Genomic DNA, 17,598 nt, shown 5'->3' with positions numbered 1-17,598 from the left:
CAGCATGCCAGCTCAGCGCGCCATTTCCTGCCGGATTCGCCCAACGGTTGCGTGGATATCGCCCCATCCCGGCCTCTCCGGGGCAAATTGTCGCCGCAGGTAGGCGGCGAGTTCAGCGACCTGGCCGTCGGTCAGGCTGTCCTTGAAGGCGGGCATATAGCCGAGGTCGCTGGTCACGGGGGCTTTGATGCCGTGCAGGATCACCTGGATCAGATTGTCAGGCACGGCGCTGTGCAGGTTGCTGTTCAGCGCAAGCGACGGCCGGCTGCCGAACAGGGGCGCGCCGCCGACCTCGTGGCAGACCGCGCAGGCACCCTGGTAGATCCGCGCGCCGACGCTGGAGGCCGCAACGAGCCGGGTGCTGGTCGCCGCCTCGAGTTTGGCGGCGAGGGCATCCTGTGCCCGCTTGTCGGCGGCGGTCTCATTGAACGAGCCGAGATAGACGGCCATGGCGCGGATATCCTGATCGGGCAGCGCAGCGAGTTCCTTCACGACCGGCGCCATCGGTCCCGCGGCGACGCCGTGCAAGCGCGACTCGCCGGTCCGCAAATAGGCGTAGAGCTCATCTTCGCTCCAGGGGATCGGCGCCTGCGACAGTGACGTCAGGGCGGGTGCTTCCCAACCTTCGGCGAAGCCGCCCGCGAGGTAAGCACTTTGCTTTTCCGCTCCCAGCGCATTGCGCGGCGAATGGCAGGCGCTGCAATGGCCGAGGCCTTCGACCAGATAGGCGCCGCGATTCCACACGTCCGATTTGCTCGGGTCTGCCTGGAACGGCTTTGGCTGATGGAACAGCGCGTTCCAGCCGGCCAGCAGCGGGCGGATGTTGAACGGGAACGCCAACTTGTTTTCCGGATTTTCCGCGCGCACCGGCGATTGCGCCATCAGGTAGGCGTAGAGCGCCTGCAGATCGGCATCGGTCGTCTTCGCGAAGTGCGTATAGGGAAACGCCGGATAGAGGTGCCGTCCATCGCGATGGATGCCTTCGCGCATCGATCGCTCGAAGGCGGGATAGGACCATGCGCCGATGCCGGTTTCCACGTCGGGCGTGATATTGGTGCTGTAGATAACCCCGAACGGCGTATCGAGCGGCCGGCCGCCGGCATTGAGCACGCCATTGATGCTGGTGTGGCAGACCGCGCAGTCACCGAGCGCCGCGAGTTGCTGGCCGCGCGCGATGGTCGCCGCCGAATAGACTGACGCATCCGGCCGCGCGATCGGCCCGATCGCGCGCCACGGCAGTACAGCAGCGCCGATGCCGACCACCGCCGCGCATAATGCCGCCGCCGTCGCCAGCACGCCGCGCCGTCCGGCAAACGGGTTTTGCCATTTGGTGAGATCGGGTACGGGCGGCGGCGCAGGCAATGCCTCCGGCACCGCCGCCGCGTCGCCGTGCAATCCCCGCAAAATGCGCTCCGGCGTGAACGGCAATTCGCGAAAGCGCACACCGGTCGCATCATAGATCGCGTTGGCGATGGCGGCAGCGCTGGGGACCGAGGCGGACTCGCCGACGCCGAGCGGTGGCTGGTCCTGCCGCGGCAGCATCAAGACATCGATCTTCGGCAGGTCAGGAAATTTGACGATGGGGTAGGCGCCCCATTCGCGCGCCGTCACGGACGCGCGGTCGAACGAGACTTCTTCCATCAGCGCGCGGCTGGTCGACTGGATCACGTTGCCGTGGATCTGATGACGCACCCCTTCCGGGTTGATCATCAGCCCGGAATCCTGGCCCGCGACCACGCGGGTGACGCTGACATCGCCGGTCGCCTTGTTGACGGCAACATCGGCGATCCACGCCGACCACGCCGCGCCATAGCCCGGGAATTTGCTGTGCACATAGAGCGCATAAGCAAAGCCGCGCCCGCGCACGATGTCGCCCTCGGCTTCAGGCTCCTGCCGTACCGGCCGCGGTTTCCAGCCCGCGCGCTCGGCGACCGCATTGACGAGATCGACGGCGCGCGCGTCCTTCAGATAACGCAGCCGATATTCGATCGGATCGACACCGGCTTCAGCGGCGAGTTCGTCGATATAGGATTCATGCGCGAAAGTATTGGGCAGCGCCGAGACGCCGCGGAACCAGGAGGCGCGCACGATCGGCGGCATGTCGTGCGCCACCACGCGCATGTTCTCATAGTCATAAGGCGGGATCGCGGTGCGATCGCCCATCTCGAACACGGCGGGCTCCGGCGCGATCCGCCCGGTGAGCAGCAGCGCCAGTGTCGGCGCGCCGTTCGACGGATAGCGCGTCGCAAAATCATAGGCCGCGACGCTGCCGTCGGCGTTCAACCCGCCATTGACGTCCATCAATTGCCCGGTGCCCTTTGGCTCCCAGGCGTGTTCCTGCTCGCGGGTCAATTGCACGCGGACGGGACGCCCGACCGCGCGAGACAGCAATAGCGCATCGGCGGTGACGTCGTCGGCGCAGTTGCGGCCATAGCATCCGGCGGCTTCCATCCTGATCACATCGATCTCGGCTTCGGGCCGCTCGATCAGCAGTGCTAGATCGGTGCGCAGGATGTGCGGGTTCTGCGTGCCGGACCACACCCGGATTGCGCCGTCTTGATAGTCGGCGACCGCGCAGGAGGGGCCGATCGAGCCGTGCATCTGATACGGCCAGACATAGGTGCGCGCCATCGGCTTGGCGGCGGACGCGATGGCGGCGTCGACGTTGCCCTTGTCGATCAGCGTCCGCGGCGTCGATGGGTTGGCACGCAGCGCCGTTTGGAGATCGCCGAGATCGGGCAGGACAGGCACCGGCTTCCAGCTCACCTTGAGCTGCGCCGCCGCCTTGATCGCGTTCTCCTCGCGCTCGGCAACGACACCGATGAAATCGCCGATCCTCACCACGGCCACCAGCCCCGGGATATCGCGCATCGAAGCTTCATCGACCGCGATCAGGCTGGTGCCGACGAACGGCCCGGCATCGATGCCGGCATAAGGCGGCCGCACGACGCGGCCATGCAGCATACCGGGCACGCGCATGTCGTGAACGTAAACGAGTTCGCCGGTGGCCTTCGCCGGCAGGTCGACGCGGGGCACCGATTGCCCGACGATTGAATAGGCGCTGACGTCCTTCACCGGTACTTCGTCGGTGAGTTCGAGCCGAATGATCTCGCCGGCGATCAATTCTCCATAACTGATAGTGCGGTTATCCTTGCCGCGGATCAGCCCGTCTTCGATGTTGAGATCACTGGCCGCTACCTCCAGCCGTTCCGCCGCACGCGCGATCAAAAATTGCCGCGCCTGCGCTGCAGCCTTGCGCAGCGGCACCGCCGTGATCTGGATGGTTTCGCTGGCGATCGTCGCGCCCTGGTTGGGAACGACAGAGGTGTCGCCCAGCACCACGACGACGCGGGCAAAGGACACGTCGAGTTCCTCGGCGACGATCTGTCCGAGTGCGGTGCGGATTCCGGTGCCGAGATCGACGTGGCCGTTGTAGGCGGTGACCGAACCATCAGCGGTGATCTTGATGAAGGTTTCGAACGCACTCGCCTCTGCCGGACGAACCACCGACAGCGATCCCTGCGCTCGTTCACTGCTCGCTGGCGTCTCCGACGTTGCCATCAGTCGTGCGCCTCGACGGCGTGGCCCGCGGCGCGCATCGCGGCACGGATGATCTCGATATGTGCGCCGCAGCGGCACAGATTGTAGCGTAGTGCTTCCAGCACTTCGGCCTCAGAAGGGTGCGCGTTGCGCGACAAGAGCGCCTTGGTGCTGATGATCATGCCGTTCAGGCAGTATCCGCATTGCGCGGCCTGCTCGCGGATGAAGGCCTCTTGAACCAGATCGGGGTGCTCGCGCGAGCCGAGGCCTTCAAGCGTCACAATGTCGCGCCCGGCGCAGCCTTCGATCGGGATCACGCAGGAACGCGCCGCCTCACCGTCGATCAGCACCGCGCAGGCGCCGCACTCGCCGAGCCCGCAGCCATATTTCGGTCCGTTCAAGGCGAGGTCGTTGCGCAGCACATAGAGCAATGCGGTGTCGGGCGCGGCGTCGACATCGCAGCTTTTGCCGTTGACGGTCAGGCGCATCGTGCTCTGCGTCATGCTGTGCGTTTTGATCCCTGGGCCCCGGTTGCGCTGCAAAATTTGGTGCGGACGTCCTTCGAAGATACCGTTTGTATACAAACGTGCAAGCGGGCGTTCCATGACGCAATGCCTTGCCCGCTTTATAAACACGGCGCGAGGCAAATGAGTTTTTATGCGGCAATGGCGGTTTTTCGCTTGGGGCCCCGCTTGACAGGGTTTCCGTCCGCGCGCAACATCGTTCGTGTACGAACAAAATGATCGTCTCGCAGGAGTGCGGGTATGATCGACGCCTCCCAGCGAGCAGGCTTGTTCACGATGACGGATACAACGACTGCCGGTGGCGACAAGATCCGCTGCGATGCCTGTCCGGTGATGTGTTACATCAAGCCGGGCGCGGCGGGCGCGTGCGATCGCTATGCCAATCATGACGGCGTATTGGTGCGCGTCGATCCGCATATCGTGCTGGAGCGAACGGTGTCGCATGGCGGACGGCTGGTGCCGTTCCAGGCCGGCGGCGGCGATTGGGACGGCAAGCTGGTCCGTGAGCCCAATGTGTTCGTGACCGCGATCGGCGCCGGCACGACGTACCCCGACTACAAGCCGGCGCCCTTCATCGTGTCGTCGGAGATCGACGGCGTCGACATGGTCACCGTCGTGACCGAAGGCATTTTCAGCTATTGCGGCGTCAAGGTGAAGATCGACACCGATCGCCATCTTGGCCCCGAGACCGCGACCGTCCGCGCGCAGGGCGAGGCGATCGGCCATGTCACAACAGGCGAATATGGTTCGCAGATGCTTTCGCTCGGCGGCGTGCATCATCTGACCGGCGGTTCCAAGAAGGAGGGGCGCGTCACCTGCGACGCGCTGATGGACCTCTCCAATTGCAAGCCGGTCGAACTGACGATCGATGGCGGCGCCACCGTGGTGGTGCAGGCGGGATACCCGCCGATCGTCAATGGCGTCGCGGAAGAGCGGATGCGGGTCGGCTGTGGCTCGGCCACCATCGGCATGTTCGCCAAGCAATGGCACGGCAAGGTCGATGAGGTCGTTGTCGTGGACGACCACATCACCGGCGTTCTCTCGGAGCACCAGGCCGGCAAGCTGCTCGATATTCCCGATACCGGGATCAAGATGAAGGGGCGGCGCTCGACGCCGGGGCGTTATTTCCAGGTCGCCGAACCCGGCACCGGCTGGGGCGGCACCAAAATTTCCGATCCGCTGTCCGTGCTGGGCCCGTTCAATCCGAAGGAGGCGCGGCCGGGCCTGACCATGCTGATGGTTTCGACCACCGGCGAGCACGCCGCCTACTACGTGCTCGACGAGGAGCTCAAGCCGGTTGAGACGCAGATGCCGCTCGATCTGAAGCTCTCGGTCGAGCGTATCCAGGAAAATTGCGAACCGGCGCTATGCACGGTGTTGTTCATGGGCGGCGCCGGCGGCTCGCTGCGCGCCGGGGTCACCGACAATCCGGTGCGGCTGACGCGGTCGGTCAAGGATGCGCTGACGCGGGTCACCAGCGGCGGTGCGCCGGTTTACGTCTGGCCGGGTGGCGGCATCACGTTCATGGTCGATGTTACCCAAATGCCAGCCGGCGCCTTCGGTTATGTGCCGACGCCTGCCTTGGTGGCGCCGATCGAATTCACGCTGCGGCTTTCGGACTATGCGGCGCTCGGCGGCCACATGGACTACGTCCGGCCGCTGGCCTCGCTCAAGGACAACACCGAAGTCCGCCCGATGCCTTACATTCCGGGACGGCACGCATGAAACGCCTGCCGCAAATAGCGCTTCTTCCTGACGGCAAGCGGCTGCATTTGCAGGACGGTCCAATCGATCTGATCATTGAGGCCAAGGGGCAGGAGGCGGAGGTCCGCGCCGCCTATGACGCCGCAGTGCGTCGCTTCACCGGTTTGCTCGATGAACTCTGCGAGGAATTGACGACGCTGCGTCAGCCGGTAAATCCCGCGCAATGCGCCCTGCAAGGCGTGGTCGCGTGCCGCATGCATGCGGCGGTCGCTCCGTTTGCCGCTCATCATTTCATCACGCCCATGGCAGCGGTGGCCGGCTCCGTCGCGGAAGAGATTCTCGGCGCGATGCTGGACGCGGCCCGTCTCGAGCGCGCCTATGTCAATAATGGCGGCGACATCGCGCTGCATCTGACCGGCGGCGAACAATTCACCGTCGGCCTGATGGACCGGCCGGACCGGCATGGCCTGATGCGCACGATGATCGTCGATGCCGACGGCCCGGTCCGGGGCATCGCGACCAGCGGCCGCCATGGCCGCAGCTTCTCGCTCGGCATTGCGGATGCCGTCACCGTGCTGGCGCGAACGGCGTCACAGGCCGATGCCGCCGCCACCATCATCGCCAATGCCGTCGATTTGCCCGGTCATCTCGCGATTGTCCGCTGGCCGGCCAATGAATTGCAGCCCGACAGCGACCTCGGTCCGCGCCGCGTCACCCGCGATGTCGGGCCATTGACCGAAGACGAGGTCGAAGCCGCGCTGGAGGCGGGGGCTCTCCGCGCGCAACAATTGTTCGCAGCCGGGTTGATTGAAGGCGCGGCGTTACGCCTGCTTGGCGAAACGCTCGTGGTCGGAACTACTGGCTGTGCGACGCCTGCGTTGCATGCCCATCACGGAAGCGCGATAGAAAGTGAAGTTCATGCTTGAGCGGGAAAAAGGCCAATGAGCGCCATCATTCGCAAGATCGTCACGGTGGTCGAGGAAACCCATCTGGAGATGGGAAAGACCATCGCGCCGCCGACGCGGCGTGCCGCGGCGATTGCCGTGATCGAAAATCCGTTCGCCGGAAAATATGTCGAAGACCTTTCGCCTTTGATCGCGATCGGCGAGGAACTCGGCGAATTGCTGTCGAAGCGGGCGGTGGCGGCGCTTGGGATCGACGGCGCCAAGGCGCAGAGCTACGGCAAGGCCGCAGCGGTCGGCGAAAACGGCGAGCTCGAGCACGCGGCCGCGATCCTGCACCCGAAGATGGGCGCGCCGGTGCGCAAGGTGCTGAGCAAGGGCGCGGCGCTGATCCCGTCCTCGAAGAAGCGCAGCGGTCCGGGCACGACGCTGGATATTCCGCTCGGCCACAAGGACGCGGCCTTCGTGCGCAGCCATTTCGACGGCATGGAAGTGCAGATCAACGACGCGCCGCGCGCCAACGAGATCATGGTCGCGGTGGCCGTCACCGACAGCGGCAGGCCGCTGCCGCGTGTCGGTGGATTGACGGTTGCTGAAGTCAAAGGTGAAGACGGATTAAGGTAATTTCTTCAACATTGGAGGGTGAGGGTATGCGACGGAGTTATTTTCTGGGAGCAGGATTGGCGATCGCGGTTACGGGGATGGCGAGCTCTGCTTTTGCCCAAAGTGAGATCAAGATCGGTGAGATCAACAGCTATTCGCTGCTGCCCGCCTTCACCGAGCCCTACCGCAAGGGCTGGCAGCTCGCGGTCGAGGAAGTCAACGCCGCCGGCGGCATCAACGGCAAGAAGCTTGTGGTCGTCTCCAAGGACGACGGCGGCAAGCCGGCTGACGCCACCACCGCCGCCAACGAACTGGTGTCGAGCGAGAACGTCGCGATGCTGACGGGCACCTTCCTGTCCAACATCGGCCTTGCCGTCAGCGATTTTGCAAATCAGAAGAAGGTATTCTTTCTCGCGGCGGAACCCCTGACCGACGCCATCACCTGGTCGAAGGGCAACCGCTACACCTTCCGCCTGCGTCCTTCCAATTACATGCAGGCGGCCATGCTGGTGGAAGAAGCCGCCAAGCTGCCGGCCAAACGCTGGGCCACGATCGCGCCGAACTATGAATACGGCCAGTCGGCCGTTGCCGTGTTCAAGAAGCTGATGTCGGAAAAGCGTCCCGATATCGTCTGGGTCGACGAGCAGTGGCCGCCGCAGGGCAAGATCGATGCGGGCCCGGTGGTGCAGGCCGTGGCCGCCGCCAATCCCGAAGCGATCCTCAACGTCACCTTCGGCGCCGATCTCGTGAAGCTCGTTCGCGAAGGCAATACGCGAGGCCTGTTCAAGAACCGTTCGGTGGTGTCCTTCCTCACCGGCGAGCCGGAATATCTCGATCCGCTGAAGGACGAAACGCCTGAGGGCTGGATCGTAACGGGTTACCCCTGGTACGACATCAAGACGCCGGACCATGATAAATTCCTGAAAGCGTATCAGGCCAAATTCAACGACTATCCGCGCCTCGGCTCGATCGTCGGCTACCAGACGATCAAGGCGGCCGCAGCGATCCTCGCCAAAGCCAACTCCACCGATCCGGAGAAGCTGATCGCCGCGACCGAAGGGCTGTCGATGCCGTCGCCGTTCGGCGAAATCACCTTCCGCAAGATCGACCACCAGTCGACGCTCGGCGCTTACGTCGGCAAGACCGCGCTGAAGGACGGTAAAGGCGTGATGGTGAACTCGGTCTATCGCAAGGGCACGGATTATCTCCCGAGCGATGCCGAAGTCGAAAAGCTTCGCCCGAAGGATTGAGATCGTCGGTTACTTCTCCCTCGCCCCGCTCTTGCGGGGAGAGGGTCGGGGTGAGGGGCTCTCACCGCGCGTCCTGTGCTCGTGGTTAGACCTGTACCCCCTCACCCGAATTGCTTCGCAATTCGACCTCTCCCCGCAAGCGGGGCGAGGTAAGAACAGACCTCATCCTGAGGAGCCACGCGTGAGCGTGGCGTCTCCAAGGATGATGCCACCGACCTGACCAACGCGAGCAAAAGACCGCCCATGGCCTTCTACTTCGTTCAGTTCCTGACCGGTCTCGCCAGCGCGGCGTCGCTGTTTCTGGTCGCGTCGGGTCTGTCGATCATCTTCGGCGTGACGCGGATCGTGAACTTCGCCCATGGCGCCTTCTATATGCTCGGCGCCTATGTCGCGTTCACGCTGACCGAGCGCTTCTCCGGCGCGCTCGGCTTCTGGGGCGGCATCGTGGTCGCGGCGCTGATCGTGGCCGTGGTCGGCGTGATCGTCGAGATGGTGCTGCTGCGGCGGATCTATCACGCGCCGGAATTGTTCCAGCTGCTCGCAACCTTCGGCCTGACCCTGATGGTCGAAGATCTCGTGGTGCTGATCTGGGGGCCCGATGATCTCCTCGGCCGCCGTGCGCCGGGTTTCAAGGGCGCAGTCGATTTCTTCGGCCAGAACATTCCGACCTACGATTTGTTCCTGATCGCAATCAGTCCAATCGTGCTCGGCGGGCTTTGGCTGCTGTTCCAGCGCACGCGCTGGGGCGTGCTGGTGCGCGCGGCGACGCAGGACCGCGACATGGTCGCAGCGCTCGGCGTCAATCAGAAATGGCTGTTCACCAGCGTGTTCGCGCTCGGCGTCTTTCTGGCAGCGCTGGGCGGCGCTCTGCAGATCCCGCGCGATGCGGTGCATCACGCGCTCGATCTGCGCATTATCGTCGACGTGTTCGTCGTGGTCGTCATCGGCGGGCTCGGCAGCATCATCGGCGCCTTCGTGGCCGCGGTGCTGGTGTCAGAGCTCAACGCCTTCGGCATTCTGATCTTCCCGAAGATTTCCATCATCCTGGTATTCCTGGTCATGGCGGTGGTGCTGATCGTCCGTCCGTGGGGCCTGTTCGGCAAGCCGGAGGCAGCCGCGCGTCGCACGCCGGGGCTGACTGTCAATCCCTGGCGGCCGCTGACGACAAACGAGCGCTGGCTGGCGATGGCCGGGCTTGCGGTTGCGGCGATGCTGCCGCTGTTCGCCGGCAATTATGCGCTCACCGTCGGTTCGGAAATCGCGATCTTCGTGATCTTTGCCGCCAGCCTGCATTTCCTGATGTCGGTCGGTGGGCTCGCCTCGTTCGGCCATGCCGCCTATTTCGGGCTCGGCGCCTATGGCGTTGCGTTCCTCGCCAAGATGGCGGGGCTACCCATGATCGTGTCCCTTCTCATCGGCCCGCTGCTCGGTCTGCTCGGCGCAGCCATCTTCGGCTTCTTCGCCGTGCAATTGTCCGGCGTCTATTTCGCGATGCTGACGCTGGCGTTTGCGCAGATCGTCTGGTCGATCGCGTTCCAGTGGGTCACGGTGACCGGCGGCGACAACGGCATTTTGGGCGTCTGGCCGGAGAAATGGGCGGCGGGTCCGGCGAGTTTCTACTGGCTGTCGCTCGGCATCGCCGCGATCGCGGTGGCCATATTGCGGGTGATCGTGTTCTCGCCGTTCGGTTTTGCGCTACGCGCAACGCGGGATTCGCTGCTGCGCAGTGAAGCTATCGGCATCAACGGCAAGCGCGTGCAGTGGACCGCCTTCGTCATCGCGGGCACCGTCGCCGGATTTGCCGGCGCGTTGTTCGCGTACCTGAAAGGCAGCGTGTTCCCCGACAGCCTCGGCATCTCGCTGTCGGTCGATGCGCTGGTGATGGTCCTGCTCGGCGGCGTCGAGACCGTGTCCGGCGCCGTGGTCGGCGCCATCGTCTTCAAGGCGCTCAACATCTGGCTGGTGAGCCAGACCGATTTGTCCAAGCTTGTGCTCGGCGGCTTCGTCGTGCTGATCGTGGTGGCGTTCCCCAAAGGCATCGTCGGGGTGCTGGAGACGATCCGCAATCGCCGCAAGTCTTCGACGTCTGAATCATCGTCTAAGTCGTCCCTAGCCACTTCCCGGATCGAGACCGCCGAATGAGCATGGTCCCCACATTGCTGTCGGTCGAGAACCTGAGCAAATCCTATGGCGGGGTCCACGCCGTGCGGAGCGTTTCGTTTGCGCTGCGCGCCGGCGAAATCCTGGCGCTGATCGGGCCCAATGGCGCCGGCAAGAGCACCTGTTTCGACATGCTCAACGGCCAGAACACCCCCGACAGCGGCCGGATCAATCTGCTCGGCGAAGAAACCGTCGGCAAAAAGCCGCGCCAGGTCTGGCGGCTCGGCGTCGGCCGCACTTTCCAGATCACCGCGACGTTTCCGACCATGACCGTGCGCGAGAACGTGCAGGTCGCACTGGTGTCGTACGGGCGGCAGTTATTCAATCTCTGGGGCTCGACGGCGCGTTACGCCCGCAAGGAAGCCGGCCGGCTGCTCGACCTCGTCGGCATGGGCGCCTATGCCGGGCGTCCCTGCGGCGAGCTTGCCTATGGCGATCTGAAGCGGCTCGAACTCGCAATCGCCCTCGCCAACCAGCCAAAACTTCTGTTGATGGACGAGCCGACCGCGGGCATGGCGCCGCGCGAGCGCATCGAACTGATGCGGCTCACCGCGCAGATCGCCCGTGAAAAATCGATCGGCGTGCTCTTTACCGAACACGACATGGACGTGGTGTTCGAGCATGCCGACCGCATTCTCGTGCTCAACCGCGGCAGCCTGATCGCCGAGGGCACACCCGAACAGGTCCGCGGCAATCCGCAGGTCCGCGCGATCTATCTCGGCGAGGGCCTGGTCTATGATTCGCGGCACCGCGAGGGAGCCGGCGCATGAAGCTCTCGGTGCAGGACCTCAACAGCTATTATGGCCCGGCGCATATCCTGTTCGATATTGCGCTCGAGGTCGGCGAGGGCGAAGTCGTGGCACTGCTCGGCCGCAACGGTGCCGGCAAGTCCACCACCTTCCGTTCCATCGTCGGTCTGGTCCAACAGCGCTCCGGCCGTATCCTGTTCGAAGGCAGAGACGTCTCCACCGAGCCGACGCATGCGATCGTGCGCGGCGGGCTCGGCTATGTGCCTGAGGAGCGGCGCATCTTCACGGACCTGACGGTCGAGGAAAATCTCGAAGTCGGCCGCCAGCCCAAGCGTCCCAATGCGCCGCATTGGACCCGCGAAAAGTTGTTCACGCTGTTTCCGAATCTGGGCGAGATGCGCGGGCGCCCTGGCGGGCGCATGAGCGGCGGCGAGCAGCAGATGCTGACGATCGCGCGGACGCTGATGGGCAATCCATCCCTCGTGCTGCTGGATGAGCCTTCCGAAGGGCTGTCACCGAAGATCGTGGAGCAGATGGTCGACGCCATCCTGGCCATGAAGAAGGAAGGCGTCAGCATCCTCGTCTCCGAACAGAATTTGCATTTCGCCCGGCTGATTTGCGACCGTGCCTACATCATCGAGCGCGGCAAGATCTGCTATGGCGGCACGATGGCTGAACTCGACGCACGTCCGGACATCCGCGACGCGCATCTGTCGCTGTGACCGGCGGCGGCAAACAAGAAGAGAGAGCGTAGATGGGCAGGAGTGTTTCGGCGAAACGGAGCGTCAAGCCTGCGCGGCCGTCCTACATTCTGGACGAGCAGGTCGGCTTCATCCTGCGCCAGGTCTGGCAACGCCATTCGACGATTTTCGCCCGCGAGATCGGCATCAATCTGACCCCGACGCAATGGGCGGCAGTTGCGAAGCTGACCGAGACCGGTCCGTGCTCGCAAAATCTTCTGGGCCGGCTGACCGCGATGGACGTTGCCACCATCAAGGGTGTGATCGACCGCCTCACGGCGCGCGGCCTGACCGAGACCAGCCCGGATCCCGAGGACGGCCGCCGTCTGCTGGTCAGTCTCACGCGGGCAGGGCAGCAGCTCGCCGAGAAAGCCGCGCCCAATGCACTCGCGATCACCCGGGAAACGCTGGCGCCGCTCGACGCCAAGGAGCGCGAGATGCTGATGGCGCTGCTGGACAAGCTGCGCTGACGCGGAGGCGTGCCTTCCGATCGAAGCGAATTCACGCCGCAGCGCCGCACGGTGGTTGCGCTACTCCGCAAGACTGAGCACCAGTGCAATTGCTCCCACCAGAATGAGGCTGATTGCCCATGACGTATCCAGGTTGAACCAGCTCCGCGATACGAATTTGAGGCCAAGATAACGGTACACCAGCCATGCCAGGCATCCGCCGGCCGCGATCATCGCGATGGCGTGGACGACGGCGACCAGTCCGGCCATACCGAGATTGGCGTTGATGAGGCTCAACGCTGCCTCGTGGCCCTTGTCGAGGTCGGCCTCCCGGCAGAGCCCGAGATAGATCGGCACCAGCATCAGCCCCGCGCCGTGCGCGATTGCCACGGCAAAGGACCACAGCCCCAGTTGCGTCGGCCGTATCCGCGCCAACCCTCTTGGATGGCGTCGATCGACAAGGCGGAAGATACCGAACCCGATAACCAGGAGACTGGCGCCGATCTGGATCTGGCGTTGCCATTCGACGAGGGTGACCAGCAGCGCGAAGGGGAGGAGCACCAGCAGCATCGCCAGCAGATGGCCGGCCGTCAGCGGCACCAGCGCGGCGCCGAGGGCACGCGTCGTCCTTTCCATCAATCCGGCGGATACAGCGAGCGGCCATCCCATTCCCGGATTTACGCCGTGGTAGAAACCGCTCGCGATGACAGCCAACCAGAGCCAAGCCGGTGTCCAATCCGCCGTAGTGCTCACATTCAAGCCGACGGATAACAGAATGAATCGGTCGAACAGTCTCCTCCATCGAGCCTGATCTGATGCGCGCGGTATCCGTCGGGGAAGCTCACGCAATAGTCCTTTGCCAGTTCGAGGCCGCCTTTCGGGTTTGCATTGGCCATCACCTCGACGCCCGGAATGCCCTGCGGATAAAATTGGTCGTCCCAGGTCGAGTAGAGCGAGTTGGTCCAGTAGACGCGTTTGCCGTCGCGGCTGATCTCGACCATCTGAGGTCCGCCGGCGTAGGCCTTGCCGTTCGGATGAGGCGTGCGGCGTGCGATGCCGCCGATATGGACCGATCCGGCGAGTTCCGGCTTTCTGGGGTCACTGACATTGTATTGACGCATCTCGCCGGTGCCCCAGCAGGCGACGTAGAGAAACTTGTCATCCATCGACAGGTCGATGTCGGACACCAGCGGCGGCACGGCGCCAAAGCCCTGCAGAAGCGGCGGCAACTGGTCCTTCGCCGCGGGCTCGGGCGGGATGGTCGCCGTCTTCTCGATGTGAAATTTTCCGCCATCGCGCCACCAGGTCCAGATCGAACCTTCGAGGTTTGTGGTGTCGACCACGACGCCCAGGAAGCCGTACTCCTTGACGGGATCATGCGCGGGACGCACCTCCAGCGCCATTTGATGGTTGGCGCCGAGATCGATGGTCTGGACGTTTCGCCGGGCCCGCAGATCCCAGAAGTGGACCCGATGACCGTATTTGTTCGAGAGCAGATCCTCGGGCACGATTCCGTTCTCGAACTGCGGCGGCAGCGCCCACTCGCTGCTCACCATGTAATCGCGGGGCAGATTCCACCAGAAATCATAGTGCTTCTCTTGAGGACCGCGATCGATCTCCCACCGTCCGAGCACTTCGAATGTCTCGCAATCCATGATGAAGATGCCGGGCGGTCCATCGGTGCCGTCCTTGCCACCGCCGCCGAGCGTAGAAACGTAAATACCATCCGGCCCGCAATGGATCGTGTGCGGCCGGGAGTACCCGGTCTTTTTGAAGACCTCCTCGGGCTCGATGATTTTGTGAATCTTCGCCTGGGTGGGATCGGGTTTGGTATCGACGATGTAGATCCGGGAGGACCGCATACCGGGGATGATGAGGTAGCGGCGCTCGAGGAAGGCGTGCCCGGTGAGCGGCGACAAGGCCGATGAACAGGCGTTCCATCCGAAATGGTGAAACTCGTCGCCCTTGTTGGGCATCGTCACGGTGTGGACGATCTGACCGAAACGCGGAGAGCCGGGCTTGACGTCGATCACGGCAAGCGCGTCGGGTTTTGAAAAGTCCGGGCTGAGCAGCAACGTGTAGGCGAAGCTCTCTGGCGGAGCTTCCATCGCAAGCTTCGGCGACGCGTGAAACGTGGGGTCTGGTCTCATCGTCATCGTACTGCCTCCCTGTTTGCCTTGGTGGGTACCAACATGGCTCAGCGGCATGCAGCAGAACTAACCCGGCTCGTTGAGTCCTCTTAGACTGTGCCGCCGGCGGGGTTCGCTGACGGTGACCATACACCTCAATGCCATCAGGTGAAAGAAACGATCCGGGCTCCGATCTCGCGGCGGCCGGGAAGGCCGCACCGCACGCGCGCGCCATCTCGAGACAAATGCCGGCGTCGCTCAACGCCAGGGAGCGCACGATGCTGATGGATTTGTTGAACGAGATGCGGTGATTGCGGATAGCCCGGGAATTTCACATAATTGCGTCGGGCTGGATCCGGACACGGGGCGGGGAGCGCAATGAGCGACTGGTTGCACAATCTGCCTGTGCCAGTGATGGCGCTTTCCATCTTTGCTTTCACCTATCTGCTTGCCATCATCATCTTCGCAGCGGTTGCGGCGCTCGCGACGGGAGAACGCGCAAAATCATTCCAGGCGATTTCGCCGGGCATGCTGCCGGTGCTGGGCATCATCTTCGGCCTGTTCGTCGCCTTCACCGCCGCCCAGGTCTGGAACGACAATGATCGCGCCAGTGCGGCGGTGAGCCGTGAAGCCAGCGCGCTGCGGGCCATCGTGCTGCTCGCCGCCGGCCTGCCGTCCGAACAGGAGGGCCGGGTGCGCAATCTCGTTCGCGGCTATATCGAGCAAGCCGCCAAGGTTGAATGGCCGATGATGGCAGGGCAGACAGCCTCGCTGAGGCCAGCTCCTCCGGCTCTCACCGAGGCGCTGCAACTCGTTGTCTCGATGTCGCCGCAGGGAGCGGGCCAGCAGACCGCGCAGCGCGAGATCATCAACGCATTGGGAGTAGCGCTCGATGCGCGCCGGCAGCGGATCATCATCAGCCAGGCGGAAGTCAATCCGGTTAAATGGTGGAGCCTGTATTTGCAGGCGATTTGCGAACTCTTCGTGATCGCGCTCGTTCACTGCGGTAACCGGCTGGCATCGGGGATCGCGATGGCGCTGTTCGCGACCGGCGTCGCCGCCTCGGTGTTGCTGATCGCCGCCCACGACCGGCCATTCACCGGTCAAATTTCGGTCGGACCGGAGCCGCTTCTGCAGATCATGCCGGATGCGTCGACGGGCCGGTGAGCGCTGTAGTCTGCGAGCGGGAGATCAAACGAGGCCCGGAGTGCCTAGGAGTCCGGGCCTCGTGATCAAACAACCCCTGGACATCGGTGTGATGACCGAAGTCCATCCCCCAGCTGTTCGCGAACGCTTTATAGGCAATGTCGCTTAAGGTGACTAACCCGGAGAACTACGGGGCGCGCACTTCTATCGCCACAACTGTGGGCGCACTTGCGCTTGCGTCAGGGCCGGTCGCCATGTCTCAAAGGTGCCATAAGCGAACGTCGGCACTTCACTCGATCACCTCGTCGGCGCGCGCGAGGACGGTCGCAGGCAGCTCGATGCCCAGTTGTTTTGCGACGCGGAGATTAATCCTGAGATAGAATTTGGTAGGTCGTTCGAAAGGCAGGTCGCCCGGCTTCGCGCCTTTCAGAACGCGATCAAGCTGCGAGATCAAGTGACGGTTAGCGTCGGAGAAATCCGGCCCGAACGACATAAAGCCGCCGTTAGCGACCCAGTCGGGCGAAGGAAAGATCGCGGGTTTGTTGCTCGCGCCGACCAGCTTGATGACCTCGGCCATGTGAGCACTGATCAAGGCATCTGGGACAAACACGAGGGCGTCTAATCTGGTCAGGACTTCCGGGCCTAATGCCTTCGCAAGATTAGCGGGGTCATCGATGTTGATGGACTCGACCGTAAAACCGAGCTTACGGCCGGTCTCCAGGACAGGCGCCAGGCTCTGCGCACCGCTGCTTAGCTTTGTCGTCACCGTCCCGAGGCGGAGGGCGCGCGGGACAACCTCCCGCATCAGTTCGACGCGCTTTTCTGTGGTTTCCTCGGAAAAAACCGCGATACCGGTTACGTTGCGGCCGGGACGCGCGAGGCTATCCGCCAATCCTGACCCGACCGGGTCAACGGCGGTGAGCGCGACAATCGGAATTGTTTGAGTTGCCTTGTAAGCAGCCAGCGCGGCTGGCGTGCTTATCGCGAGAATGACGTCGATGCCGTCCTCTCGTATCAACTCTTGCGCCAGCCGAGGGAGCGCATCAACATTCCCCGCCGCGTCCCGAAACTCAAGACGAATATTGCGTCCTTCGACGTAGCCGAGCTCCCTCAAAATCCTGCGGGTTCCTTCCGCCTGCGACGCAACGTGAACCGGGGCGAGACTTATGACGCGCGGTATTCTTGCCGGCTGTTGTGCTCTTGCGGCAAGCGGCCACATCACCGCTCCGCCCAGAAGACTTACGAACTGGCGTCGTCGCATGTGACCTCGCTGGTCGCTCTCCGCGCTATCGCCGAACTATAGCAGGCTAAGGCTGTGCGGCGAACGGCATGTGACCACCAACTCGGCGATAGCCACGCCGGCAATCCAAGTGCCGACAGGTGAAATGTCGCGTTGGGTCAAACTCGGAAGTCTGAGTGCGCAAGTGGGAAGTCCGCTTTGCCCTCAGCAAGAGGCATCTTCAGCCAGACCTTTCAGGTCCGAAAAAGCGCGCCAATACCCGACATCATCCGCCGGTCAGGACAGGGAGGTGGGACCGCGGGGGCGGGTGTACCACGGATTATCTCCCACGCCGCAGAGCCCCTGCGTGCTATCGTTCTGGGTATCGAAAATATCGGCCTTAGCCCGGGACGGAGTTGCGATGAACCGGCGCGATTGCTCGGCGTTCTCGGCGGCGCGGCCATCGCGTGGTCGCTCGCCTTC

The 17,598-nt window shown here is 63.7% G+C and carries 14 protein-coding genes; 9 read left to right on the top strand and 5 right to left on the bottom strand.

The genetic code is table 11. The features are described 5' to 3' along the window. Window positions 1–12: 12 nt before the first annotated feature. A complete protein-coding gene (locus tag JQ558_RS15500) occupies window positions 13–3,561 on the bottom strand; it encodes a molybdopterin cofactor-binding domain-containing protein (protein WP_212294115.1) in 3,549 nt (1,182 codons plus the stop codon). Beyond that, a complete protein-coding gene (locus JQ558_RS15495; RefSeq protein WP_212208511.1) occupies window positions 3,561–4,043 on the bottom strand; it encodes a (2Fe-2S)-binding protein in 483 nt (160 codons plus the stop codon). Before JQ558_RS15495 ends, JQ558_RS15500 begins: the two co-directional genes overlap by 1 nt. A gap of 261 nt (window positions 4,044–4,304) precedes the next feature. Here JQ558_RS15495 and JQ558_RS15490 point away from each other — a divergent pair, with 261 nt between their 5' ends. The 8 genes from JQ558_RS15490 (at window position 4,305) to JQ558_RS15455 (ending at window position 12,642) form a co-directional block, all read left to right on the top strand. Then, on the top strand, window positions 4,305–5,789 hold the full coding sequence (locus JQ558_RS15490) for a 6-hydroxynicotinate reductase (protein ID WP_409410522.1): 1,485 nt from the start codon (window positions 4,305–4,307) through the stop codon (window positions 5,787–5,789). After that, entirely contained in the window at window positions 5,786–6,694 is a 909-nt protein-coding gene (locus tag JQ558_RS15485) for a UPF0280 family protein (protein ID WP_212294114.1), read from the top strand. Before JQ558_RS15490 ends, JQ558_RS15485 begins: the two co-directional genes overlap by 4 nt. A gap of 15 nt (window positions 6,695–6,709) precedes the next feature. Further along, a complete protein-coding gene (locus tag JQ558_RS15480; RefSeq protein ID WP_192734881.1) occupies window positions 6,710–7,294 on the top strand; it encodes an amino acid synthesis family protein in 585 nt (194 codons plus the stop codon). A gap of 26 nt (window positions 7,295–7,320) precedes the next feature. Then, entirely contained in the window at window positions 7,321–8,523 is a 1,203-nt protein-coding gene (locus JQ558_RS15475) for an ABC transporter substrate-binding protein (protein ID WP_212294113.1), read from the top strand. A 243-nt stretch (window positions 8,524–8,766) separates the two neighbouring features. After that, window positions 8,767–10,665, top strand: a complete 1,899-nt coding sequence (locus JQ558_RS15470; RefSeq protein ID WP_212294112.1) for an ABC transporter permease — start codon at window positions 8,767–8,769, stop codon at window positions 10,663–10,665. Continuing rightward, window positions 10,662–11,453: an ABC transporter ATP-binding protein gene (locus JQ558_RS15465; RefSeq protein WP_212294111.1), complete on the top strand. Its 792-nt coding sequence runs from the start codon at window positions 10,662–10,664 to the stop codon at window positions 11,451–11,453. Before JQ558_RS15470 ends, JQ558_RS15465 begins: the two co-directional genes overlap by 4 nt. After that, a complete protein-coding gene (locus JQ558_RS15460) occupies window positions 11,450–12,154 on the top strand; it encodes an ABC transporter ATP-binding protein (protein ID WP_192734877.1) in 705 nt (234 codons plus the stop codon). The genes JQ558_RS15465 and JQ558_RS15460 overlap by 4 nt, the downstream gene beginning before the upstream one ends. 32 nt (window positions 12,155–12,186) lie before the next feature. Next, complete coding sequence (locus JQ558_RS15455; RefSeq protein WP_212208503.1) at window positions 12,187–12,642, top strand: MarR family winged helix-turn-helix transcriptional regulator; 456 nt, start codon at window positions 12,187–12,189, stop codon at window positions 12,640–12,642. 60 nt (window positions 12,643–12,702) lie between these two features. On the opposite strand, the gene JQ558_RS15450 is transcribed toward JQ558_RS15455, so the two are convergent. Next, on the bottom strand, window positions 12,703–13,290 hold the full coding sequence (locus tag JQ558_RS15450; protein WP_249142476.1) for a hypothetical protein: 588 nt from the start codon (window positions 13,288–13,290) through the stop codon (window positions 12,703–12,705). Between the two features lie 86 nt (window positions 13,291–13,376). Continuing rightward, window positions 13,377–14,777: a selenium-binding protein SBP56-related protein gene (locus tag JQ558_RS15445; RefSeq protein ID WP_212294109.1), complete on the bottom strand. Its 1,401-nt coding sequence runs from the start codon at window positions 14,775–14,777 to the stop codon at window positions 13,377–13,379. A 351-nt stretch (window positions 14,778–15,128) separates the two neighbouring features. Here JQ558_RS15445 and JQ558_RS15440 point away from each other — a divergent pair, with 351 nt between their 5' ends. Then, window positions 15,129–15,917, top strand: coding sequence for a DUF4239 domain-containing protein (locus JQ558_RS15440; protein WP_212275518.1), 789 nt, complete (start codon window positions 15,129–15,131; stop codon window positions 15,915–15,917). Window positions 15,918–16,185: 268 nt separating this feature from the next. Here the strand turns inward: JQ558_RS15440 and JQ558_RS15435 are convergent, their stop codons facing one another. Continuing rightward, complete coding sequence (locus JQ558_RS15435) at window positions 16,186–17,115, bottom strand: ABC transporter substrate-binding protein (protein ID WP_212208500.1); 930 nt, start codon at window positions 17,113–17,115, stop codon at window positions 16,186–16,188. Window positions 17,116–17,598: the final 483 nt, after the last annotated feature.

Source organism: Bradyrhizobium sp. AUGA SZCCT0160, assembly GCF_018130105.1.
Lineage (GTDB): Bacteria > Pseudomonadota > Alphaproteobacteria > Rhizobiales > Xanthobacteraceae > Bradyrhizobium.
Note: the sequence above shows the minus strand (reverse complement) of the source record. Positions and strands in the feature narration are given on the sequence as shown.